Origin of the sequence: Methylobacterium sp. NPDC097929, assembly GCF_049543375.1 — a bacterium.
Taxonomy (GTDB): Bacteria; Pseudomonadota; Alphaproteobacteria; order Rhizobiales; family Beijerinckiaceae; genus Methylobacterium.
Genome location: NZ_JBMVEP010000006.1, coordinates 1 through 21770, shown reverse-complemented (window position 1 = coordinate 21770; position 21770 = coordinate 1). Strand labels below are relative to the sequence as shown.

Sequence of the window (21770 nt, the reverse complement as noted above, 5' to 3'; positions counted from 1 at the left end):
GCGATGCGCGCGCTCCCCACCCGCCCCCTCGCCGCCCTCCTCGCGCTGGCCGGCCTGACCGCCTCCGCGCCGGCGTCCGCGCAGGTGCGCGGCGTCGAGCTGCGCACGCCGCGGGCCTTCGGCTATTTCCAGGGCGATCTCGTGCAGGTGCAGGCCGAGATCCGCACCGATCCGGGGTTTTCCCTGCAGCGTCCCTCCCTGCCGAAGCCCGGTCCCGTCACCTACTGGCTCGACCTGCGGGACGTGACGACGGAGGAGAGCCGGGGTGCGGACGGCTCGCACGTGATCCGCCTGCGCCTGACCTATCAGGATTTCTACGTCGCCCTCGACGCGCGCGCCCTCGACGTGCCCGGCTTTCCCGTCACCGTCGAGAGCGCCGGCACGAACGGATCGACCACCGCCGTGGCGCAGGTGCCCGCCTGGAAGATCGGCGTCTCGCCGCTTCGCGAGGTGCAGCCCGAGCGGCGCGACGACCCGGCCGACTATCTGCGGCCCGATGGGCGCGCGCCCCGGCTCGACCCGCAGCCGGCGCTCGCCTCGGCCGCCGCGTCCCTGGTCCTGGCCGCCGCGGCGGGGCTGCTGCTCGCCCGCGACCGGGCCTGGGGGATGTTCGGCAGGCGCCGCGGCCGGCCTTTCGCGCTCGCCCTCAAGGCCTTCCGCCGGTTGAAGCGGCGGGAGAAGGGGCATCAGCAGGGGGACGCCCTCTACCGCGAGGCGCTGCTGGCCCTGCATCGCGGCCTCGACGCCACCGACGGGCGCCGGGTGCTCGCCGACGACCTGCCCGACTTCCTCGCCCGCCACCCGGCCTTCCGGGCGCAGACGCCGGCCCTGGAGGATTTCTTCGCCGCCTCGCGGCTGGCCTTCTTCGGCCGGGACAGCGCCGGGGCCGCGGCGCGGCTGCCCCTGCCCGAGGCCGAGTCCCTGCTGCGCCGGCTCGGCGCCCTCGAGCGGAGCGCGTGAGCCCCGTGCTGACGCTTCTTTCCCCACTCGGCGCGGCCACGCCCTGGCTGCTGTGGTGCCTGCCCCTGGCGCTGCTGCCGCTCGCCCTCTCGGCGGCGCGGCGCAACGCGCTGCCCTCGATCGCCGCCGTGCCCGAAGATCCGCTCTCCGCGGGCCTGCGGATCGTCCTGACGGCGGCCGGGATGCTGGCGATCGGCGGGCTGATCCTGGCGCTGGCCGGCCCCTACCGCGCGGGCGAGCGCGTGACCCGCACCGGCATCGGCGCCCAGGTCTCCATGCTGATCGACCGTTCGGGAAGCATGAACGAGACCTTTGCCGGCCGGCAGCCCTCGGGGGCGGAGGAGTCGAAGGCCGCCGCCTCCCGGCGCATCCTGCGCGACTTCGTGGGCGAGCGCGTCCACGACCAGTTCGCCGTCACGGCCTTCTCCACGGCGCCGATGCTCGTCGTGCCGATGACCGACCGGCACGAGGCCGTGCGCGCGGCGGTCGCGGCCATCGACCGGCCGGGGCTCGACTACACCAACGTCGCCCGCGGCCTCGGCATGGCGCTGTCGCAGTTCGGGCCGGGCGTGCCTGGGGTCTCGCGCGCCCTCCTGCTCGTCTCCGACGGCGCGGCGGTGATCGACCCGCGCATTCAGGCGCAATTGCGCGCCGAGTTCGCCCGGGTGCGGCCGAACCTCTACTGGCTGTTCCTGCGCACCAAGGGCTCGCCCTCGATCTCCGACAAGCCGGCGGGCGAGGACACGCCCCAGGCGGCGCCGGAGCGCCATCTCGACCTGTTCTTCAAGAGCCTCGGCGTGCCCTACCGCGCCTTCGAGGCGGAGGGAGCCGAGGCCGTGGCCAGCGCCGTGCGCCAGATCGAGGCGCTGGAGCGCGACCCGATCCCCTACACGGAAGAGCGCCCCCGCCGCGACCTGACGGGCTGGGCCTACGGCGCGGCCGCGCTCGGCCTCCTCCTCCTCGTGCTGGCCAAGCTCGCCGAGGCCGATCTCGGGCGCCGGCCCGCACAGGCCGCCCGCGGGGCCGAGCGGGCGCCCGAACCGGTGCCCGACGCCGCGCCGAGGAGGGCCGCCGCATGATGCCCCACGCCCTCTCCCCTGCCGTCTCGTCCACCCCCCTCCCCCGGCGCGCCCGCCTCCGCGCGGGCCTGGGCGGGGCGTGGCGCGCGAGCCGCCCGCACCTGCTCGCCGTCCTGCCGATTCTGTTTCTCGGGGCCGCCGTCGCCTTCTGGCTCTCGGCCTGGAACGCCGCGCGCACGAATGCCGACATCGCGAGGCTGGAGGCGGGCCGCGACGTCGCCGTCGCGCCGGAGGCGGCCGACGGGCTCCTCGTCGCGCGCATCGCCTTCCTCGCCGTCCGCGACCGGCTCGGCGAGACCGAGCCGCTGATCGAGAGCCTCGACCGCCGCGGCGCGGCCGGCGCGAGCGCCCGCGCCCGCTACGTCGTCGCCAATGCCCGCATCCGCGAAGCCTTCCGGCTGATCGAGCGCAGCGACCTCGACAAGGCGGGGCCGCAGGTGACGCTCGCCCGCCAGGATTACCGCCGGGCGCTCCAGGCCCGTCCCGAGTTCTGGGACGCGAAGTTCAACTTCGACGTGGCCTCGCGCCTGATCCGCGACTTTCCCGAGTTCGACCGCAAGTTCGGCGATGAGCTGAAGGCCGAGCCCAAGCAGATCTGGACCGACATCCCCGGTCAGCCGCGGGGCGGGCCATGAGGCCGGTCCAGCCGTCGGCGCCCGGTCCGCTGGCGCAGCTCCCGCTGGCCAAGAACCTGCGCGACCGCCGCTTCCAGGCGCTCGCCGCGGCGCTGCTCCTCACGGTGCTCGCGATCGTCCTGCCGCCCCTGCCGCTCACCCGCTCGGGCGTCTCGGTGCTCGCCGTGGTCGACATCACCGGCAGCATGAACGTGCGCGACTACGCGCTGGACGGGCGCCCGGCGAGCCGGCTCGACACCGCCAAGGCGGCCCTGCGCCGCCTGATCCCCGAACTGCCCTGCGGCTCCCGGCTCGCGCTGGCGCTGTTCACCGAGCGGCGGCCCTTCCTGCTGTTCACCCCGATCGAGGTCTGCGCCGATTTCGCGCCCCTCGACGGGGCGATCGCGGCGCTCGACTGGCGCATGGCCTGGGAGGGCGACAGCCGCATCAGCGCCGGCCTGCATCGCGCCGTGGCGATGGCGGGCGACCTCGACGCCGATCTCCTCTTCCTCTCCGACGGCCAGGAGACGCCGCCGCTCCCCGCCAACGGCCTGCCCCCCTTCGAGGGCAAGCCGGGCGCCGTGCGCGGGCTGATCGTGGGGGCGGGCGGCTACGCGCTCTCGCCCATCCCGAAATACAACGACCGCGGCCGCGAGACCGGCTTCTACGCCGAGACCGACGTGCAGCAGGAGAACCGCTTCGGCCCGCCCCCGGCGGATGCCGAAGCGCGCGAGGGCTACAACCCGCGCAACGCCCCCTTCGGCGGCGCCGCGGCGAAGGGCGAGGAGCATCTCTCCTCCGTGCGCGAGGGGCATCTGAAGGCGCTCGCCGCCCAGACCGGCCTCGCCTACGCCCATCTCGACGGGCCGGACGCCCTGCGCGCGCCGCTCCTTGCCGCGGCCACGCCGCGCCCCCTGCTTGGCCAGCTCGATCTGCGCCCCTTCCTCGGCGCGGCGGCGCTTGCCCTCGTGCTGGCCGTCTTCCTCGCGGGCGCGCTGCGCACCCGCGCCACACCGTTCACCCCCAGCAGGATGTCCTGATGCGTCTGTTCCGTCCCGTTCTTTCCGTCGCCCTGCCTCTCGCGCTGGCCGCGACCGCCGCGCTCGCCCACGGCCCGACGCCGCAGAAGGTCTCCCAGTCGATCACGATCAAGGCGAGCCCGGATGCCGTCTGGCGGGTGGCGGGCGACTTCGCCGGCATCGGCAAGTGGCACCCGGCGGTTGCCAAGGCCGAGGGCAGCGGAGGCAAGGACGGCGGCACCCGCAAGGTGACGCTCAGGAGCGGCGGCACGCTCGAGGAGAGCCTGGACGAGTACAAGCCCGAGGCGCGCACCTACTCCTACCGCATGGGCGAGCCGGACCTGAAGGCGCTGCCGGTCTCCTCCTACTCCGCCACCTTCACGGTGAGCCCGGAGGGCGACGGCTCCAAGGTCGAGTGGATGGGCCGCTTCTACCGCGGCGACACCGGCAACGAGCCGCCCGAGAACCTCAGCGACGAGGCCGGCAAGGCGGCGATGAACACCTACTTCTCGGAAGGGCTGAAGGGCCTCAAGGCGGCCGTGGAGGGCGGCAAGGCCAAATGATCCGCCGCCGCGCCGCGCTGTCCCTCCTCCTCTCCCTGGCCGGCCTGCCCGCGCAGGCCGGGACGGTCTACGTCGCGAGCCAGCAGGGGGCACGGCTCGCGCGCGTCGAGGCGGGCAAGGTCGCCGGCAGCACGAGCGTCGCGGGCGCGCCCGCCACGGTCGCGGCGGGCGGCGGCCTCGTCTTCCTCACCCATCCCGACGGGCAGGCGATCACCGTGGTCGACGGGGCCACGGGACAGGTGCTGCGCCGCCTGCCCTATCGCGGTCAGGCCTTCGGGCTGGCCGCCTCGGCGGACGGCAAGACTCTGTTCGCGGCCGATTGGTCGGGCCACCGCATCGACCGGATCGCGGCCGCGGACGGGACGCTCGAAGCCTCCGCGCCGACCGGCCGCGACCCCGCCCACCTCGCCCTGACCCGCGACGGCCGCCTGTTCGTCGCCGACCGGGAGAGCCATCAGGTCAGCGTGTTCGACGCCGCACGCCTGACCCGGCTCGCCACGATCCCCGTCGGCACCGCGCCCTTCGCCCTGGCGCTCAGCCCGGACGAGGCCCGCCTCTATGTCGGCAACGTGCGCAGCAACGACCTCACCGTGATCGATACGAGAGGGCTGAAGGCGCTGGCCACGGTGCCCGCCGGCGCCATGCCCTACGGCGTCGCCGTGAGCCCGGACGGGGCGCGGGTTCTCGTCACCAACCAGCATGCCGGCACCGTCACCGTGCTCGACGCGGGGACGCTCGCGCTCGCGGCGACCGTCGCGGTGGGCCGCTACCCGGAGGGCATCGCCATCGCACACGGGAGGGCCTACGTGGCGAACTGGTTCTCCGACAGCGTCTCCGTCATCGACCTCGCCACGCTCCGGGAGGTGACCCGCCTGACGGTCGCCGAGGGCCCGCGCAGCCTCGCCGTCGCGGCCGAGCCTTCCCCGAAGGAGGAGACGCCATGAGGCCGCTCGCGGCCGGGCTCGCCGCCCTGCTGATCCTTTCCGCCTGCGACCGCGGCGGCGATTCCGCCGGTGAGACATCTTCGGGCGAGACATCTTCGGGAGCGGGCGAGGGTCAGGTCGTCGCCTCCACCGCCGAGGACCACCTGCCCGACTGGCTCACCCCGACCGACGGCACGGACCCGGCCCGCTGGCTCGCGGGCCGCGAGGCGGGACGCCCCTTGCCGGCCGAGGCCGCCGAGGTCAGGGGATTGCGCGACTCCCTCGACAGGGCGCGCAGCGCCTTCGTGGAAGACAGGCGCATGATCGCCAACCGGACCGTGCAACTCGGCCAGATGCTCGCCGAGATCGGCAAGCCGGAGCCCTATCGCGGCCTGATCGACGGCCTCGGGGCCATCGCGTCGTTGCGCGGACGCCACAAGAGCCTCTACGGCGAGATGTGCCAGCACTATTACAACACCCGCGCCCAGGGCGCCGACCACGCCACCGCCCTCGCACGGCTCGAAGCCCGGGAGCGGCCGCAGGAGCCGCCGCAGGACAAGCCGGACGCGGCCCCGCAGGAGCCGTCGGGAGAGCGCCCGTGAGCGCGAGCAAAAGCGCGAGCATGAGCGAGGGCCGTGCCTTCGCCCGCCGGCCGGTACCGGAGCGCCCGGCGACGATCCTCGTCGTCGACGACCACCCGATCGTGCTGCAGGGGGTGCGCCGGCTGGCCGAGGCGGCGGGCGTCGGCACGGTCCACGAGGCCGCCGACATCGTCTCCGGCTACCGCCTGTTCCACCGGCACCGGCCCGACCTCGTGGTGGCCGACCTGAGCTTTCGCGACGACGGCCTGTCCGGGCTCTCGCTGATCCGCCGCATCCGGGCGCTGGACGGGGAGGCGCGCATCCTCGTCTTCAGCATGCATGCCGACCCCGTGCTCGTCTCGCGGGCGCTGGAGAGCGGCGCGCTCGGCTTCGCGCTGAAGGATGCCGGGCCCGACGCCTTCCTCGAAGCCTTGGACGCCGTCCATGCCGGGCAGGGCTACCTGCCCCACGCGCTCGCCACCGACGTGGCCATGCTGAACCGCAGCGCCCGACCCGCCCCGCTCGCCACCTTGAGCGCCCGCGAATTGCAGATCCTGTCGCTCCTGAGCCAGGGCAAATCCTACGAGGCGATCGCCAACGCCATGGCGGTGAGCTACCGCACGATCATCAACGCCAGTTCCAGCATGCGCCGGAAGCTCGGCGTGGAATCCCGCGCCGGGCTGGTCCAGATCGCGGTCAACCGGCGCAACGCACTGCTGTAGCGGCGCCACGCGCGCCGGGCGCGCCTCAGAAGCGGGTGGTCAGCGCGGTCAGCCAATCGGGCGAGGCCTCGACCAGGGCCGTCTCGAGCCTCTTGTCGAGCCCGCTGGCGACGAGCAGGCCCGTGGCCACGAGGAGCAGCCCGAGCCCCGCCTTCAGCCCCCGGCCGAACCGCATCATCCGCCCGCGGGCGCGCAGCAGCAGGCCCCGCGAGAGGCTGCCGAGCAGGAGCAGCGGCAGGGCGGCGCCGAGGCCGAACGCTCCCATCGTCGCGGCGACGGCGGGCAAGTCGCGCCCCTGCGCGGCGAGCAGCGAGGCGGCCCCGAGGGTGGGACCGACGCAGGGCGCCCAGACGGCGCCGAGCAGCAGCCCGACGCCGAACTGCCCGGAGAGGCCGGCGCTCGACCGGCCGCCGAAGCGGCGCTCCGCGCGATCCGCGAGCGGGCCGGCGGCGGCGGCGAGACGGTCTCCCGCGGCGGGCACCAGCAGAACCAGCCCGACGGCCACGAGCCCGAGCGCTCCGACCGTCCGGAACAGGTCGGTGTCGAGCCCCAAAGCGAAGCCGACGGTTGCCACGAACAGCCCGATCCCGGTGAACGACAGGGCCAGCCCCGTCGCGAGCGCCGCCGGTCCGAGGCGATGCTCGGAGGCCGCGCTGCCCAGCACCAGCGGCAGCAGGGGCAGCACGCAGGGCGAGAGCACCGACAGGAGCCCGGCGAGGAAGGCGAGACCGAGGGTGAGGAGCATCGTCTCAGTTCCCGGCGGCCGCGGCGTGATCCGGGCCGGCAACCGTTGGCCGGGCCATGACCATCACCGGTTCGCGAGGCCACACCGCGCACATTCCGTTGCCCTCGACGACACCGCATCCGGCGATAGCGGAATCCGCCCGCGGCCACAGCCCGGACACGACGACACGATCGCGTGCGCTCGCATGTTGAGGCGGCACCCGGCTCAGCCTGTCTGACGCCCACGCCGAGCGTGGAGATTCATCCACGATCACCGCTTCCGTCTTCCAGCCCGAACTGGCGGGAGCGTCGACGGATTCAGTTGGGAAAGTTTGAGGGTAGACTATCGAACTTCCGCCAAAACTAAGCTATTTACAGGAAGTCAACTGAACGGCTTTGGAGCGCCGAGCCTGGAAAGCCTGTTGTTTCCCAACGGGGCTGATGTTCGGGTGAGCGCGACGCGCCGCGCATCGACCGCTGGCATGCGTTCGACTGGGCCTGCGAGCTGACCAGGATCGAGCATCGCCTGACCAAGCCGCGCTGTCCCTGGACGAACGGTCAAGTCGAGCGGATGAACCGCACCTTCAAGGACGCCACGATCAAGCGCTACCATTACGTCAACCATGACGAGTTGCGCTACCATCTGCCGTTGTTCGTCGAGGTTTACGATTGGGGGCGTCGCCTCAAAACCCTGCGCGGCCTCACCCCTACGAATTCATCTGCCAAACCTGGACGAAACAGCCCGAACGCTTCAGGCTCGATCCGCCACACCACATGCCGGGACCGAACAAGCCTCGGCCTCTGCTATTTTATCGTACACGAGCGTCCGAACGTCGCCCCGCTGGTGGAATGGCTTCGGCACACGGGATCCGACGTGACGGCGTCAGCCAATCACTTGGCGCTGCCGAAGCTGCTGGAGCCGACCGCGGGTGCATCGATCGGGCAGTTGTCATGCGCGTCTATCTTATTGCTGAGCTCTGACGATAAAGCGTTCCATCAGTAGGCCGATTGTGAATGTGCCAAAAATCCAGCAGAATATGTAAAGATAATCCACTTGCGCCGGCAGAGTTGGCTCATATCCTAAACGCACCCACTCGATCAGCTGGGTGACTGGATTCCACTTCATGTATTCATAAATTTCTCCTGGCATAAAGCAGGCAAGAAAGTAAACTCCGCTGGTTAGGTACAGCAAAATCGTTACGAGAATGTACCCTAACACCCAGCCAGGGAAAACGGCGCAGATGCCAACGTTTACAAAGCCGACGCCGATGCCAAGCCCAACTGCGGCTAGATAGCCAGTTACTGCGGTAAACATATCCTGCGGAGTTGGATCGATGCCAAAGCACAAAAGAACAACGCAAACCAGCATCAGTCCCATAAAGCTACTGACAATTTCAACAAGACATCTGGCGATTACAGTGTCAAACTTCTTAACCTGAGGAAAATAAGTCAGTGGCTTGTGTATCTGATACCCTTTCATGACCTCGCGGGAAATATACTGAAACGCTAGAGCTGGCAGAGCACCGGTTGCGATGAATAGCATGGCGCTATCAGCGATAGGAGGCTTCATGCCGCGAAAGGTCATTACGAAAACTAGAATGGCAAGGTGCGCGCAGGGCCAAAGGACCTGAATCAGGTAGCCCCAATAATTCCCCCCAAAGCGACTTCTCATGTCGCGCAGCATCAACGCGCTCAGCACTCGAAGGTAAACGTCGAGATAATTCGGCGTTGGCCTGTCGGAGGAGTAGGGGTTCGCGGCCATGATGTCCGTGGCGGATGAAGAGCCTGCGCGCTCAAGAGTCCCTAAATGCGCCAAAATAGAGGTTCACCTCCTCTCGGCCCGTCGGCACCTGGTGCGCAGGCTTTTCCGTGCTCGCAAACTTGGCTTCTACGCCTCCGGAGCCGCTGCGAGCATCCCTTCCGCATCTCGGCCATGGGGTCGTCCGCGCTTGAACCCTGGATAGCCCGCGCTGAGAACGCCGCTCGCCTCGACCCGCCGGTAATGCGCGTGATGTCCCGCATGAGTTGCACGCTGCGCCACCCGCATGTCGCGCACCGGGCGCGTCGAATGATCTGGCTGCGCTTCGTCTCAGGCGGCAAGCCTGAAATGCCCGCCGACACGTGATGCCTGCAGCCCTTGGCGATGCAGAACAGGGCGATCGTCGTTGCGCCCTCGGCGATCCCGTTGGCGACAGTGGGGGCCGGTCGCCTCACGGCACGCTGTCCCCGCCCTTCGCCTGTCGCCGTCGCAGGGCCTTGCGCGTCACCTCGTGTGGGTCCGACAGCCCTTGCGTGCCGAGGTCAATGCCGACACGCTGGCCCTTGGTGGTGGTCAGGACGACGACGGCCAGCGACTCGCCATCGGCTATGCCGGGCTTCGGCACGCAGACCGGCAGCAGGAAATCGCCTTCGCCGTTGATGTCGTCCTTGGCCTTGTCCGGGCGGCAAGTCGCGCATGGCGCAGTGGCGAACTTTCGGCGGAGGAAGGCCCATCCACATGTTGACGGACGGGCCGGCTCAGCCTATCTGACGGCGACACCGCGAGCGAGCCTTGGAAACGAGGTCTCTGCGATTGGAAGCCTGGGCGAAATTCCCCTGGTTTCTCAACGATCCCGGTGGGGGATAGTTTAACGGTAGAACCGCGGACTCTGACTCCGCTAGTCCTGGTTCGAATCCAGGTCCCCCAGCCACTTATGGCGAAATTCCACAGCATAGCAGTACTTGATTGAATCTCGCTTTTTCAGCGAGCGCGCCTCGCCGCTCTGCCCTGCGGGGGGGGGGGCGAGCCGTGACGGTCGCGGTGGCTCGCTTGGATGCGCCTTGGCGGCGCGACTTGCTTCGGCCCGGACGGCTTCGATCGCTTGAGCACATCTGCGAGCGAGAGCGGATTGATCTCGTGCACATGGCGGAGGAGCGGCGCCTTCGCGGCCTGTCAGGCCCGCGTACGACGACGAAGCGTTCACGCTGGAGCGGAATGCGTCCAGCGGTTCGCAAAACTTCGGAGATGATCGGGGAACAGAGCGAATGGTCACGGACCGGTTCCGTCGCCTCGATCGCGGCGGGCAGCCCTGTGCGGACCCGAGACGGCCCCGGCAGCGACCGCTCGCGCACGAGCGACAGGGTGCCTGACCTGGAGCCCCGCGATCTGCCTCAGAACGACGAAAGCCGCCTTGCGGCGGCTTCTCGTAGGTCGGTCAGTTTTTAGGAAAACTGGAGCGGGCGAAGGGATTCGAACCCTCGACCCCAACCTTGGCAAGGTTGTGCTCTACCCCTGAGCTACACCCGCTCTCTTGTCCGTCCGTCCGGCGCCGTGGGCGCGTCCGTCGGTGGCGCTGTCTAAACACCATTCCGCCGGACGATGCAAGCGCCAAGTTCGCACTTTTTGCCGGCTCCCTCACCACAGCTCGGCCGGCGGCGCAGCGGCGGCGATCTCGGCGAGGCGGGTGCGGGTGGCGCGGGTCGTGTCCGCGGGCAGGGCGTCGAGGGGGAAGAAGCCGCTCTGCGCAATCTCGCGGTCGGGTCGCTTCGGCCCGTTCAGCGTGAAGGCCGGGGCGACGTAGACGGCGATGTGGTCGCGGCGCAGGGCGCCCGGGTTCAGGAAGAAGCCGTGGAGCCGCAGTCCTCCTTCGGACGCCACCACGATCTCGGCTTCCTCGCGGAACTCGCGGATCATCGCGGCGGGGGCGCTCTCGCCGGGCTCGATGCCGCCCCCCGGCAGGTGCCAGCCGCCGATATAGGTGTGGCGCACGAGACAGACCCGGCCCTGCCCGTCGATGGCGACCCCGCGCACGCCGAGCGTCATGCCCCGGGTGAGGAGCGCGGCGCGCAGGACCAAGCGCTGAAGCCAGGGCCGGTCGAGATTCACCATCATTCCCATCCTGCCTGTCCAGGGTCGGTTTCGATGCGCAGCGGCGAGCCTGCCGCACGGCCGGCCTCCATGACAGCCCGTCGGCAGGCCCGCCCATCGTCCCGGGGCCGATATCCGCAGCGCCGCTGCGGGGTCCGATCGCCTTTCGCGCAAAAAAGAGGGCGGCGGGGAGATCTCCCCGCCGCCCGACTTCCGGGGGCGCGCCGGACGGGCCGACGCGCCCTTCGACGGCCTCAGTCCTTGAGGTCGGCGGGGACCTTGCCGCCGTTCTCCTCGAGCTTCTTGATGACCTGCTTGTGCAGCCAGACGTTCATGGAGGCCGAGTCGTTCTTGTCGCCGCTGTAGTGCAGCTCGTCGGCCAGCTGCTGGCGGGCGTGCAGGCTCGAATCGAGGTCGAGAAGCTTCATCAGGTCGACGATCGAGGTGCGCCAGTTCAGCTTCTGCGAGTTCTTCGAGGCGAGATCGTTGAGCACGGCCTCGACGTCGACCGAGCCGCCCGACGATGCGGTACCCGAGGAGGCGCCGCCGCTGGTCGGCGTGGAGGCGGGCGCGCTGCCGCCGCCGGAGGAGGGCTGGGCCTGGGTTTCGGAAGGCTTGGCGCTGGACTCCGCGGCCTGAGCCTCCGACGATCCGAAGGGGTGGAGGATCTTGCTGACGATGCTTCCGATGAGGCTCATGGTGGAGAAGTTCCCGTTGTCTGTCCCGGCGGAGATCCCGCCGCTTCCGGCTGGGTAAACGGCAGGGCGGATGGCCCGTTCCGTCGCAGGCCGGCAAAGCTTGCCCCTCGGCCCGGCTCGTCCCTCGTGCCGGACCCGGATTGGAAGATCGCGCCCGCTGTGCCATGGGGAGCACCGCCCGGCCCCCTGGAACTCGTCCCGATGCGCAGATTGCTCAAGGCCCTCGCCCTGTTTGCGGGGCTCGCCGCCCTCCCCGCCCCGCTCGCCGCGCAGACCGCGCCGGTGCGCATCGGCGTGATCCCGGTGATCGGCGCGGCGCCGGTCTTCGTCGCCAACGGCGAGGGTTGGCTCAAGGAGGCGGGGCTGGCACCCACCTTCACCACCTTCGAGTCGGGCCCGAACATGATCCAGGCGCTGGCCTCGGGCACCATCGACGTCTACGTCGCCGGCATCGCTCCGCTGGCGGTGGCCCGCACCAAGGGCATCGACGTGCGGGTCGTGGCCGCCACCGCCATCGAGGAGATGGTGTTCGTGGCCGCCCCCAAGCTCGCCACCTACTTCGAGTCGGCGCCGAGCAAGGCCGAGGCCTTCAAGCAGTTCAAGGCCAAGGAAGGCCGCCCCGCGCGGCTGGCCACCCAGCCGCCGGGCTCGGTCCCCAATACCACGCTCCAGCACTGGCTCTGGCAGGTGGCCAAGGCCGACAAGGCCGATGTCGAGATCGTCGCCATGGGCATCGACGCGACCCAGCAGGCGCTGCTCGCCGGCGCCGTGGACGGCGCCTCGATCCGCGAGCCGGCGCTCACCATCGTCCAGGGGCGCAACCCGAAGATCAAGCTGATCGCTACGGGCGGGGAGATGTTCCCCGACCAGCCCGGCACGGTGGTGGCAGTCTACGGCAAGTTCGCCGACGCCAACCCGGCGGCGGTCGAGGGGCTGGTCTCGGCGCTGGTGAGGGCGACCGACCTGCTCAAGACCGACCCGGCCCGCGCCGCTCCGCCGGTCGAGGCGGCACTCGGCAAGGGCATCACCGACGTCGCCACGATCCAGAAGGCCCTCTCCTCGCCGGCCGCGAAGTTCGTCGCCGACCCGCGTACGATCATCGAGGCGACGAAGAAGATGCAGGCCTATCAGGTCTCGATCGGCACCCTCGACAAGGAGGCGCCGACCGACGGCCTGTTCGACGCCAAGCCCTTCGACAAGGTTAAGAAGCCCTGATCCGAGGAAGCCTTGATCGACGCCTCATGACCTCGTTTCGCTCGGTCGCCCTCGCGGCCGCGGGGCTCGCCGCCTTCCTCGCCCTGTGGGAGGCGGCGCCCCGGCTCGACCTCGTGAACCCAGCCTTCCTACCGCCGCCCTCCTCCCTCCCCGCGGCCTTCGCCCGGGAGATCTCGGGCGGGGCATGGCCGCGCGCGGTCGCCGAGAGCCTGAGCCACTACGTGGTCGGTCTCGGCGCGGGCGCGGGGGCCGGCATCGCGCTCGGGCTCCTCTCCGGCATGTTCCGCTGGTTCGAGAGCCTGACCGCCTGGGTCGTGCGGCTGCTTCGCCCCATTCCTGGCCTCGCCTGGGTGCCCTTCGCGATCATCTGGTTCGGCGTCCAGCCCTCGGCGGCCGTGTTCATCATCGCCATCGGCGTGTTCTGGATCGTGTTCTTCGCGACGCAAGGGGCCGTGCGCGGGGTCGACCGGGACCTCGTCGAGGTGGCCCAGGCCTTCGGCTTCCGCGGGCCCTTCGCGCGCCTGACGAAGATCCTCCTGCCGGCGGCGACCCCCGGCATCCTGGTGGGCCTGCGCACGGCGCTGGGACAGGCCTGGATGGCGGTGGTCGCTGCCGAGATCTTCGGCGTGCCCGGTATCGGCGCGCGGATGATGCAGGCCTCTTCGCTCCTCTCCACCGACATCGTCGTGGTCTACATGCTCACCATGGCCGGGCTGTACGGCCTGTTCGACACCGGCTTCGTCGCCCTCCAGGGCTGGCTGCTGCGGTGGCGCGCATGAGTGCGACCGACATCCCGGCCGGCGCGCGCCCGATCATCGACATCCGGGGCTTGAGTCTCGCCTACGAGCGCGACGGACGGCGCACCGAGATCCTGTCGAGCCTCGACCTCGCCGTGCCGCGCGGGCAGTTTCTCGTCATCGTGGGCGAGTCCGGCGTCGGCAAGTCGACGCTGCTGCGGGTGCTGATCGATCTGGCCAAGCCCAGCGGCGGCACCGTCACCCTGGACACGAAGGCGGCCACTCGCACGCCGATGGCGCTGGTCTTCCAGGACGCCCGGCTGCTGCCCTGGCGGCGGGTGATCGACAACGTGGCCTTCGGGCTGGAGCGCCACGGTCTTCCGAAATCCGAGCGCCGCGCCCGGGCCTCGGCGATGCTCAAGCTCGTGGGGCTCGCCGACCTCGCCGGGCGCTGGCCGCACCAGCTCTCCGGGGGGCAGCGCCAGCGCGTCGCCATCGCCCGGGCGCTCGCGGTGGAGCCCGAGGTGCTCTTGATGGACGAGCCCTTCTCGGCGCTCGACAGCTTCACCCGCGAGGGCCTTCAGGACGAGGTTCAGCGCATCAAGGCGCAGACCGGCAAGACCGTGCTGTTCGTGACCCACGACATCGACGAGGCGGTCTACCTCGCCGACCGGGTCGTGGTGCTGGCCGGCAGTCCCGGCCGGATCGCGGCCGACGTCGCCATCGACCTGCCCCGACCGCGCCAGCGCCGGGACGCGACCCTGATCGAGGCGGCCCGCCACCTGCGGGCGGAGCTGTCGCGGCGCTCGGCGGAACTCTGACGGGCCCGCCGGCCTTGCTGTCTTGACGGTTCGCCGGCCGCGTTGGAACCATCGGGCGTCCCGCGGGACGGGGCGCCGCCGGGGGGAGTGCAAGATGGGGTTTTTCCAGGACGCCCTGGTCCGTTTCAACCGGGTGGTGATGTCCTACGCGGGCGATACCGTCTTCATGCAGGCGGCGGTCTCGGCGGCGGCCAACGTCATCGTCGCCGACGGCGACACCGACGACGAGGAGATCGAGGCGGCCCTCGTCAGCATGCGGGCGAACCCGATCCTGGAGAAATCCTACGACACGCTCGCCCTGGAGGCGGCCCTGTTCGAGGCGCTGGCCCGGGCGGAACTGCGCGCCGGGCGGCTGGAGAACCTGCAGCAGGTCGCGGCCATCGCCGACCGCTCCCTGGAGCAGCGCCAGCACGTCTTCCTCATCGCGGCGGACGCCGCCGACAAGGGCGGCATCACGCAGAGCGAGCACCGGGTGCTCGACGAACTGGCCGCGGCGCTCGACGTCGACAAGGCCGCCCTGCTCGGCTGAGGCCGGCCCCCTCGCGATCCCGCCGCGGCGGGCGTAGGATCACCCGCGCAGGCCGGGAGTGCGACCGATGTACAAGGTGACTGGGACCGATCCGTCCGGGCGGACCATGGCGTTCGCCTGCGGCACCGACGAGCAGGCCCTGGAGAAGACCTGGGAACTGGCGCGGCGCGGTTTTCGCGACGTCTCCGTTGCCGATCCGAGCGGCCGGCAGATGAGCGCGACGGCGTTCGAGCGCTCCCTCGACCTCGAATACGATTGAGGCTGCCTCCGGCCGGGGCGGCCCCGTCGAGCCGCCACCCGCGGCGGGGCGCCCGCCGCTCAGGCCGCTCGCTTCTGATAATCCTTCACGTCGGTGAAGCGGATCTTCTCCCAGCGCTCCTCCTCGTAGCGCAGCGAGAAGGCGGTCGAGGCCATGAAGACCGGGGCACCGTCGAGGTCGCTCGCCATGGCCGAGCCGTGGGCGTTCACGAACCGGTCGATCTCGGCCTCCGATTCCGCCTCGATCCAGCGGCAGACGGAGAAGCGCGTGGTCTCGTAGTCGATCGGCAGGCCGTATTCCGCCTGCAGACGCTCCTTCAGCACGTCGAGCTGAAGCGCGCCGACCACGCCGACGATGGCCGGCGAGCCGTCCTGCGGGATGAACACCTGCACCACGCCCTCCTCGCCCATCTGCTGGAGGGCTTCCCGCAGCTTCTTGGCCTTCATCGCGTCGGTGAGCTTGATCCGCCGCATGATCTCGGGGGCGAAGCTCGGCACGCCGCGGAAGACGAGTTCCTCGCCCTCGGTGAGCGTGTCGCCGATGCGCAGCGTGCCGTGATTGGGGATGCCGACCACGTCGCCGGCATAGGCCTCGTCGGCGATCGCCCGATCCTGCGCGAAGAAGAATTGCGGCGCCGAGAGCGACATCGGCTTGCCCGTGCGCACGAGCTTGGCCTTCATGCCGCGCCGCAACTGGCCCGAACAGACCCGCATGAAGGCGATGCGGTCGCGGTGGTTCGGATCCATGTTCGCCTGGATCTTGAACACGAAGCCCGTCATCTTCGGCTCGGTCGGCTCTACGGCGCGCTTGTCGGCCTCCTGGCCGCGCGGCGGCGGGGCGAAGCGGGCGAGCCCGTCGATGAGGTCGCGCACCCCGAAATTCCGCAGGGCGGAGCCGAAGAAGACCGGCGTCAGGTGGCCCTCGCGGAAGGCGGCGAGATCGAAGCTCTTGAGCCCGCCCTCGGCCAGCTCCACCTCCTCGCGCCAGGCATCGGCCGCACCGTTCTCCGTCAGCAGCGTGTCGAAGAGCGGATCGTCAAAGCCCGAGACGGCGATCGTGCCGGCATCGTCCGCGGCGTCGAGCCGGCGCACCCGGTTGCCGCCGAGTTCGTAGGTGCCGGCGAAGTTGCGGCCCAGGCCGATCGGCCAGGTCACGGGCGCCACGTCGAGGGCCAGCGTCTTCTCGATCTCGTCGAGCGTCTCGAAGGGGTCGCGCGCCTCGCGGTCGAGCTTGTTCACGAAGGTGACGATCGGGATGTCCCGCAGCCGGCACACCTCGAACAGCTTGCGCGTTCTGGCCTCGATGCCCTTGGCGGCATCGATCACCATCACGGCCGAGTCGACCGCCGTCAGCGTGCGGTAGGTGTCCTCGGAAAAGTCCTCGTGGCCCGGCGTGTCGAGCAGGTTGAAGACGCAATCGCCGTACTCGAAGGTCATCACCGAGGTGACGACCGAGATGCCGCGCTCCTTCTCGATTCCCATCCAGTCGGAGCGGGTCGAGACCCGGTTGCGCTTGGCCTTCACCTCGCCCGCGAGCTGGATCGCGCCGCCGAACAGCAGCAGCTTCTCGGTCAGCGTGGTCTTGCCCGCGTCCGGGTGCGAGATGATCGCGAAGGTGCGCCGCCGCGCGACCGGGTCGGCGGGCTTGGAATGATCGGCAGGCTTGGGATCGGTCTGCATCAGCATGGCGGGCACCGGCCGCCGTCTTGCGGGCGGCCGCTCGTCTCGAAGGGGGCCGGGCGGTGGCCTGCTCTCTACGCGCTCCGCGCCTCCGACGCAAAGCCGCTCCCCTATCCTCGCCCGACGAAGGGCATGCCGGTGGCCATCACCGTCATGAACAGCACGTTGGCCGAGAGCGGCAGCCCGGCCATGTAGACGACCGCCTCCGCAACGTGGGCCGCCTCCATGTACGGCTCGGGCCGGATCGAGCCGTCGGCCTGCCGCGCGCCCTGCCCGAAGCTCTGCGTCATCTCGGTCTCGGCGTTGCCGACATCGATCTGGCCGCAGGCGATCGCGAAGGGGCGCCCGTCCAGCGCCGTGGCGCGGGTCAACCCGGTGATGGCGTGCTTGGTGGCGCTGTAGGGCGCCGACATCGGCCGCGGCGCGTAGGCCGCGATGGAGCCGTTGTTGATGATGCGCCCGCCCTGGGGCTCCTGCCGGCGCATCAAGCCGAAGGCGGCGCGGGTGCAGAGGAAGGCGCCGGTGAGGTTGACGTTGACGCTGGCCAGCCAATCCTCGACCGCGACCTCGTCGACGGTCGCGGCCGGGGTGAAGATCCCGGCATTGTTGAACAGCAGGTCGAGCCGTCCGAACTGCTCTGCGACCGTCGCGAACAGAGCCTCGACGGCCTTCGGGTCGGCCACGTCGGTGGGCACGCAAGCCGCACCGTCCGGCAGTGCGGCGGCGACCCGCGCCAGCGCCTCTCCCCGCCGCCCCGCCAGCACCAGCCGCCACCCGGCCTGTGCCAGCCCGAACGCGACCGCGCGCCCGATGCCGGACCCCGCCCCCGTCACCACCGCCACCCGATCCGCCATCGCCCTCACGCTCCCGCGTCCCCGTTCGGCCCGAGCATAGGGCCTCGCGCGGACCCCGTGCAGGGGCCTTTCGGGGCCGAGGCCTCCGGCAGGAGCCCGAGCCCTCGTGGCAAAAACACCCCCGGACACGGGAGCGGACGCCTGCGACCCGGTTGCCAGTCCCGCGCGGCCCGTCTAGAGAACCGGCGGCTTGGAGCCGATGGGGCGTCGCCAAGTGGTAAGGCAGCGGTTTTTGGTACCGCCATTCCCAGGTTCGAATCCTGGCGCCCCAGCCAAGCCTCAGCTAAGTCGTTGATCTGATTGCGATCTGTGCTCGGCCGCTCCCGCGGCTGCGCCGATTGTACGCAGAGCTGTTGCACGCGCTTGTCCACAGGGGCAGGCCGTTGACGATTTGTTCTAACGTGTACCGTCGCGGTGCGGTATACTGGTGGCGTAGGCGATTCCGTTGCGATGAGCGGACGCAACCGCTTGGTGCCTCTGTTAAGGGGAATTCCACCACGGTCGCTCTGAGCCTGGGCACGACCGACCCATCCAGTGCGCGCACACTCGGCTGGGCGCTCAACGCGGAAAGCCTCCGCGTCCGGGACGATCCCGCCATGCGCACCACAAGCCAGATCCGTGACCACCTGCGCGCCTATGTCGACCGGGAGCGAAGCGCGCGGTTGACGCGTCTGCAGCGCGACCTCGATCCGCCGCGTGATCCGCTCGTCGGCGACTGGCCCACGCTGATGGAGAGACGCGCCCGCGAGTACCGCATCTTCGGGCGCCTGCAGGCCCTGGCCGCCGAGGGAGGCTTCGAAGCCGGGTACGACGGCGAACTCGATGCTCGCCTGAAGCAGGAAGGCTTCAGCCCGACGGAACGCGGGGCGATCAGGCGGCGCATCACGAATGGCTACCTGCGCGATCTCGGACGCCCGGATGAGACCGGGCGGCTCACGCCGCCCCGCGCCTACCTCGAGGCGATGCTGATGAGCATGGACGAGCCCGTGACCGAAGCGGGCCTGATCCGATGCCTACGTGGCCTCGCGGCTGTCTCCGGCCATGTCTCGCGCGAGTTCGCTGCAACTTATGCCGAGGCCCGTTGCGATCCGCGTGAGGCCTGGGCCAACCTCTCTGCCATGCGCGCCAGAGGCGAGATGCCACGCGACGAGCTGGGCTGGGCCTCGTCCGACTTCGATGGCGCCGACAGCTTCGAATGGGGCGACTTCAAAATCCACGCTCCGCCGATACTTCGGCAAAGAGCGAGTGATGATGATGGCGGTCCTACCCCTCCCCTATCCGAATCTGCCCGCCATCCCGCACCCGAACAGGGCCCTGCACCAGCCAGGAAACACCCCCCGGCCCCGCCAGCGCCTGCGTCGTACCCTTCGGAAACGGAGGCCGCCGCTCCAGAAGCGGTTCCAGAACAATCGCATATGCGGTCCGAGTTGGATGGCGAGGATGCCATTCAAGACACCGCCGACTGCGCTACTGACTACGAACAGCGAGTTCAGGACGATGCGAGCACGGGCGTGGAAGCCGTCTCCGAGCCCATCACGAACTCCCTGACGACGATGGTCGAAGAGCTCATCATCCACAAAGGCGTCACCTGGGACGAGAAGACCCGGCGGCAGCATCGGGCCGTCGGCAGGATGCTGGGCGACATCGCTGGGACCGATGACCTGCGTCGGATCACGCACGCGCATCTCGCCGCCTACGTCCAAGACCTCTCGAACCTGCCCAAATCCTACGGCAAGAGTTCACGCGATGTCGAGCGTGGACGAACGATGCGGGCCGCTGGTCAGGCCGAGAAGGTTGGGCTCAGTCCCGCGACGGTCAACCGGCATATCACGCAGCTCTCGACGATCGCGAAGTACTGCCGCGCCAAGCAGCGCCCGATCGGGCAGGTCGAGCTCCTGAGCGACTTCCGGCTGATCGACCCGGAACGGGATGGTGAGAAGCGACCGGCCTTCGAAGTTGACGAGGTGGAGAAGCTGTTCGCGCATCCCGTTTGGACCTCGACGGCCTCGGAGCCGGAGATGCTGCGGATCGCGCGGAGGCAACAGATCTTCGCAGCCGTCTACTGGCTGCCGCTTCTCGGCTACTACTCCTGCGCGCGTCTATCCGAGCTGGCCTATCTCGAACTCGGCGACGTGGACGTGGGTCGTGTCCCGGGTGGTGGTGTAGCTGGAGGGGTGGTCATCGGCGGTTGCCGGGTAGGGTCGGGTTGCGACAGCCAACCCGAACCCGAGAGACCTCCGATGACCGACGAGATGATGGCCCTGCGTGGGCTGATGGAGAAGAGTGCCGACGCCGATCTGCTGCGTGAGATGATCGGTTTTGCGGCTGAGCGGCTGATGGAACTGGAGGTGGGCGGCCTGACCGGGGCGGCTCACGGCGAGAAGAGCCCGGAGCGTCTGGTCCAGCGCAACGGCTACCGGGATCGGGACTGGCAGACGCGAGCCGGCACGGTCGAGTTGCGCATCCCGAAGCTGCGCAAGGGATCCTACTTCCCCGGCTTCCTAGAACCTCGGCGGATGGCCGAGAAGGCCCTCACGGCGGTGATCCAGGAGGCCTACATCCAGGGCATCTCGACCCGCTCGGTCGACGACCTTGTTCAAGCCATGGGCGGGACCGGCATCTCGAAGAGCCAGGTCTCGCGGCTGTGCGAGGAGATCGACGAGCGGGTCAACGCCTTCCTCGACCGGCCGATCGAGGGCGAATGGCCTTATCTCTGGATCGACGCGACCTACGTGAAGGTGCGCGAGGCTGGCCGCATCGTCTCGGTCGCCGTCATCGTGGCTGTCGGCGTGAACAATGACGGTCGCCGGGAGGTGTTGGGCATGGACGTCGGTCCCTCCGAGGCCGAGACGTTCTGGACCGCCTTCCTGCGCAAGCTGGCGCGCCGCGGCCTGCGCGGCGTCAAGCTCGTGATCTCGAACGCGCACGAAGGCATCAAGGCCTCGGTGGCCAAGGTGATGAGCACCACGTGGCAGCGCTGCCGCGTCCACTTCATGCGCAACGCCCTGGCCCATGCCGGCCACAGCGGACAGCGGGTCTTCTCCGCATTCATCGCCACCGCCTTCGCCCAGGAGGACGCCGAGGCCGCCCGGTAGCAGTGGCGGCGCGTGGCCGACCAACTCCGGCCCAAAGTGCCCAAGCTCGCCGCGCTGATGGACAGCGCCGAGACCGATGTGCTGGCCTACATGAACTTCCCGGCCGGCCACCGGATCAAGCTCCACAGCACCAACTCGCTAGAGCGACTGAACGGCGAGATCAAGCGCCGGACCGAGGTCGTCGGCATCTTCCCCAACGAGGCCGCCATCACCCGCTTGGTCGGCGCGATCCTGCTGGAGCAAGACGACGAGTGGGCCGTCCAGCGTGCCCGCTACATGACCCTGGAAAGCATCGCTCCGATCGGCGATGATCCCCTTGTCGGCCTGCCTAACCTAGCAGCCTGACCGATCCGGCCCAGCCGGTGATCGTGGTGGCCTTCAGCGAGCTACACCACGCCAAGGGACACGACCCACAGCCTACGCCGCACGAAGGTCGCGCTGGTGTACAAGCGCACCGGCAATATCCGAGCCTGCCAACTGTTGCTCGGCCACACGAAACTGGAGAGCACGGTTCGCTATCTCGGCATTGAGGTAGACGACGCGCTGATCCTCTCAGAGCAGACCGAAATCTGAACCGAACGCCGCGGTCGAAACGGCTGCGGCGTACTAGTGCTCTGTCCCGCTTGCGGTGTGGGCTTGTTGGCGCGAGTCTCCTGTCTCTTGAAGTCAGGAGGGCGGCATGCACAAGCGCTACCGTGTGACGCTGACGGCTGAGGAGCGGACTGAACTGGATCGCCTGATTTCGCGGGGCAAAGCCGCGGCGCGCACGCTGGGCCATGCGCGCATGCTGCTGCTGACGGATGCGGCAGAGGGCGGACCCGGCTGGACCGACGCGCAGGTGGCCGAGGCCGT

At 69.8% G+C, this 21770-nt stretch carries 20 protein-coding genes, 3 tRNA genes and 3 pseudogenes; 19 read left to right on the top strand and 7 right to left on the bottom strand.

From position 1 onward, the window contains the following. Window positions 1–3: 3 nt before the first annotated feature. From ACPCJR_RS15535 to ACPCJR_RS15500, 8 genes are read left to right on the top strand one after another with little or no spacing between them, the layout of a single operon-like run. Window positions 4–960 (top strand): nonribosomal peptide synthetase MxaA, encoded by a 957-nt coding sequence (locus tag ACPCJR_RS15535; protein ID WP_391515705.1) that lies wholly within the window; start codon window positions 4–6, stop codon window positions 958–960. Window positions 961–965: 5 nt separating this feature from the next. Continuing rightward, window positions 966–2039 carry a vWA domain-containing protein gene (locus tag ACPCJR_RS15530; RefSeq protein WP_391515732.1) on the top strand — a complete coding sequence of 358 codons (1074 nt, stop codon included), beginning with the start codon at window positions 966–968 and terminating at the stop codon, window positions 2037–2039. Beyond that, window positions 2039–2674 carry an MxaK protein gene (locus ACPCJR_RS15525; RefSeq protein ID WP_391515734.1) on the top strand — a complete coding sequence of 212 codons (636 nt, stop codon included), beginning with the start codon at window positions 2039–2041 and terminating at the stop codon, window positions 2672–2674. The genes ACPCJR_RS15530 and ACPCJR_RS15525 overlap by 1 nt, the downstream gene beginning before the upstream one ends. Beyond that, complete coding sequence (locus ACPCJR_RS15520) at window positions 2671–3693, top strand: vWA domain-containing protein (protein ID WP_391515707.1); 1023 nt, start codon at window positions 2671–2673, stop codon at window positions 3691–3693. Before ACPCJR_RS15525 ends, ACPCJR_RS15520 begins: the two co-directional genes overlap by 4 nt. After that, the gene (locus ACPCJR_RS15515) at window positions 3693–4235 is read left to right on the top strand and encodes an SRPBCC family protein (RefSeq protein WP_391515709.1); all 543 of its coding nucleotides are present in this window, start codon (window positions 3693–3695) and stop codon (window positions 4233–4235) included. The genes ACPCJR_RS15520 and ACPCJR_RS15515 overlap by 1 nt, the downstream gene beginning before the upstream one ends. Then, entirely contained in the window at window positions 4232–5179 is a 948-nt protein-coding gene (locus ACPCJR_RS15510; protein ID WP_391515711.1) for a YncE family protein, read from the top strand. The genes ACPCJR_RS15515 and ACPCJR_RS15510 overlap by 4 nt, the downstream gene beginning before the upstream one ends. Beyond that, complete coding sequence (locus tag ACPCJR_RS15505) at window positions 5176–5760, top strand: MxaH protein (RefSeq protein ID WP_391515712.1); 585 nt, start codon at window positions 5176–5178, stop codon at window positions 5758–5760. Before ACPCJR_RS15510 ends, ACPCJR_RS15505 begins: the two co-directional genes overlap by 4 nt. Window positions 5761–5780: 20 nt before the next feature. Further along, on the top strand, window positions 5781–6461 hold the full coding sequence (locus tag ACPCJR_RS15500) for a response regulator transcription factor (protein WP_391515736.1): 681 nt from the start codon (window positions 5781–5783) through the stop codon (window positions 6459–6461). Between the two features lie 25 nt (window positions 6462–6486). On the opposite strand, the gene ACPCJR_RS15495 is transcribed toward ACPCJR_RS15500, so the two are convergent. Beyond that, window positions 6487–7206 (bottom strand): cytochrome c biogenesis protein CcdA, encoded by a 720-nt coding sequence (locus tag ACPCJR_RS15495; protein ID WP_391515714.1) that lies wholly within the window; start codon window positions 7204–7206, stop codon window positions 6487–6489. A 453-nt stretch (window positions 7207–7659) separates the two neighbouring features. On the opposite strand from ACPCJR_RS15495, the pseudogene ACPCJR_RS15490 reads away from it, so the two are divergent. Continuing rightward, window positions 7660–7973: pseudogene (locus tag ACPCJR_RS15490) on the top strand (integrase core domain-containing protein); the annotation flags it as partial. Between the two features lie 175 nt (window positions 7974–8148). On the opposite strand, the gene ACPCJR_RS15485 reads toward ACPCJR_RS15490, so the two are convergent. After that, on the bottom strand, window positions 8149–8946 hold the full coding sequence (locus ACPCJR_RS15485) for an ABC transporter permease (RefSeq protein ID WP_391515716.1): 798 nt from the start codon (window positions 8944–8946) through the stop codon (window positions 8149–8151). A gap of 526 nt (window positions 8947–9472) precedes the next feature. Here ACPCJR_RS15485 and ACPCJR_RS15480 point away from each other — a divergent pair. Next, window positions 9473–9688, top strand: coding sequence for a hypothetical protein (locus tag ACPCJR_RS15480; RefSeq protein WP_391515717.1), 216 nt, complete (start codon window positions 9473–9475; stop codon window positions 9686–9688). A 112-nt stretch (window positions 9689–9800) separates the two neighbouring features. Beyond that, window positions 9801–9874 (top strand) — tRNA-Gln (locus ACPCJR_RS15475). Window positions 9875–10395: 521 nt separating this feature from the next. Here the strand turns inward: ACPCJR_RS15475 and ACPCJR_RS15470 are convergent. From ACPCJR_RS15470 to ACPCJR_RS15460, 3 genes are all read right to left on the bottom strand, one after another. Then, window positions 10396–10470: transfer RNA gene (locus tag ACPCJR_RS15470), tRNA-Gly, on the bottom strand. Window positions 10471–10578: 108 nt separating this feature from the next. After that, complete coding sequence (locus tag ACPCJR_RS15465) at window positions 10579–11055, bottom strand: NUDIX domain-containing protein (protein WP_391515738.1); 477 nt, start codon at window positions 11053–11055, stop codon at window positions 10579–10581. Between the two features lie 230 nt (window positions 11056–11285). Beyond that, complete coding sequence (locus tag ACPCJR_RS15460) at window positions 11286–11729, bottom strand: DUF3597 domain-containing protein (protein WP_391515719.1); 444 nt, start codon at window positions 11727–11729, stop codon at window positions 11286–11288. A 201-nt stretch (window positions 11730–11930) separates the two neighbouring features. Between ACPCJR_RS15460 and ACPCJR_RS15455 the strand changes: the two genes are divergently transcribed. From ACPCJR_RS15455 to ACPCJR_RS15435, 5 genes are all read left to right on the top strand, one after another. After that, the gene (locus ACPCJR_RS15455; RefSeq protein WP_391515720.1) at window positions 11931–12944 is read left to right on the top strand and encodes an ABC transporter substrate-binding protein; all 1014 of its coding nucleotides are present in this window, start codon (window positions 11931–11933) and stop codon (window positions 12942–12944) included. A 26-nt stretch (window positions 12945–12970) separates the two neighbouring features. After that, window positions 12971–13723, top strand: coding sequence for an ABC transporter permease (locus tag ACPCJR_RS15450; RefSeq protein WP_110352374.1), 753 nt, complete (start codon window positions 12971–12973; stop codon window positions 13721–13723). Then, window positions 13720–14502, top strand: a complete 783-nt coding sequence (locus ACPCJR_RS15445; RefSeq protein WP_391515722.1) for an ABC transporter ATP-binding protein — start codon at window positions 13720–13722, stop codon at window positions 14500–14502. The genes ACPCJR_RS15450 and ACPCJR_RS15445 overlap by 4 nt, the downstream gene beginning before the upstream one ends. A gap of 94 nt (window positions 14503–14596) precedes the next feature. Next, window positions 14597–15031 (top strand): tellurite resistance TerB family protein, encoded by a 435-nt coding sequence (locus ACPCJR_RS15440; RefSeq protein ID WP_110352375.1) that lies wholly within the window; start codon window positions 14597–14599, stop codon window positions 15029–15031. Between the two features lie 67 nt (window positions 15032–15098). Beyond that, complete coding sequence (locus tag ACPCJR_RS15435) at window positions 15099–15290, top strand: hypothetical protein (protein ID WP_391515724.1); 192 nt, start codon at window positions 15099–15101, stop codon at window positions 15288–15290. Between the two features lie 59 nt (window positions 15291–15349). On the opposite strand, the gene ACPCJR_RS15430 is transcribed toward ACPCJR_RS15435, so the two are convergent. Then, on the bottom strand, window positions 15350–16975 hold the full coding sequence (locus ACPCJR_RS15430; RefSeq protein WP_391515725.1) for a peptide chain release factor 3: 1626 nt from the start codon (window positions 16973–16975) through the stop codon (window positions 15350–15352). Window positions 16976–17079: 104 nt separating this feature from the next. Next, window positions 17080–17823 carry an SDR family oxidoreductase gene (locus tag ACPCJR_RS15425; protein WP_391515727.1) on the bottom strand — a complete coding sequence of 248 codons (744 nt, stop codon included), beginning with the start codon at window positions 17821–17823 and terminating at the stop codon, window positions 17080–17082. Window positions 17824–18023: 200 nt separating this feature from the next. Between ACPCJR_RS15425 and ACPCJR_RS15420 the strand changes: the two genes are divergently transcribed. The 3 genes and pseudogenes from ACPCJR_RS15420 to ACPCJR_RS15410 all read left to right on the top strand — a co-directional run. After that, window positions 18024–18098, top strand: a tRNA-Gln gene (locus ACPCJR_RS15420). A gap of 1965 nt (window positions 18099–20063) precedes the next feature. Then, window positions 20064–21263: pseudogene (locus tag ACPCJR_RS15415) on the top strand (IS256 family transposase). 63 nt (window positions 21264–21326) lie between these two features. Beyond that, a pseudogene (locus ACPCJR_RS15410) lies at window positions 21327–21491 on the top strand (integrase); the annotation flags it as partial. Window positions 21492–21770 lie beyond the last annotated feature (279 nt).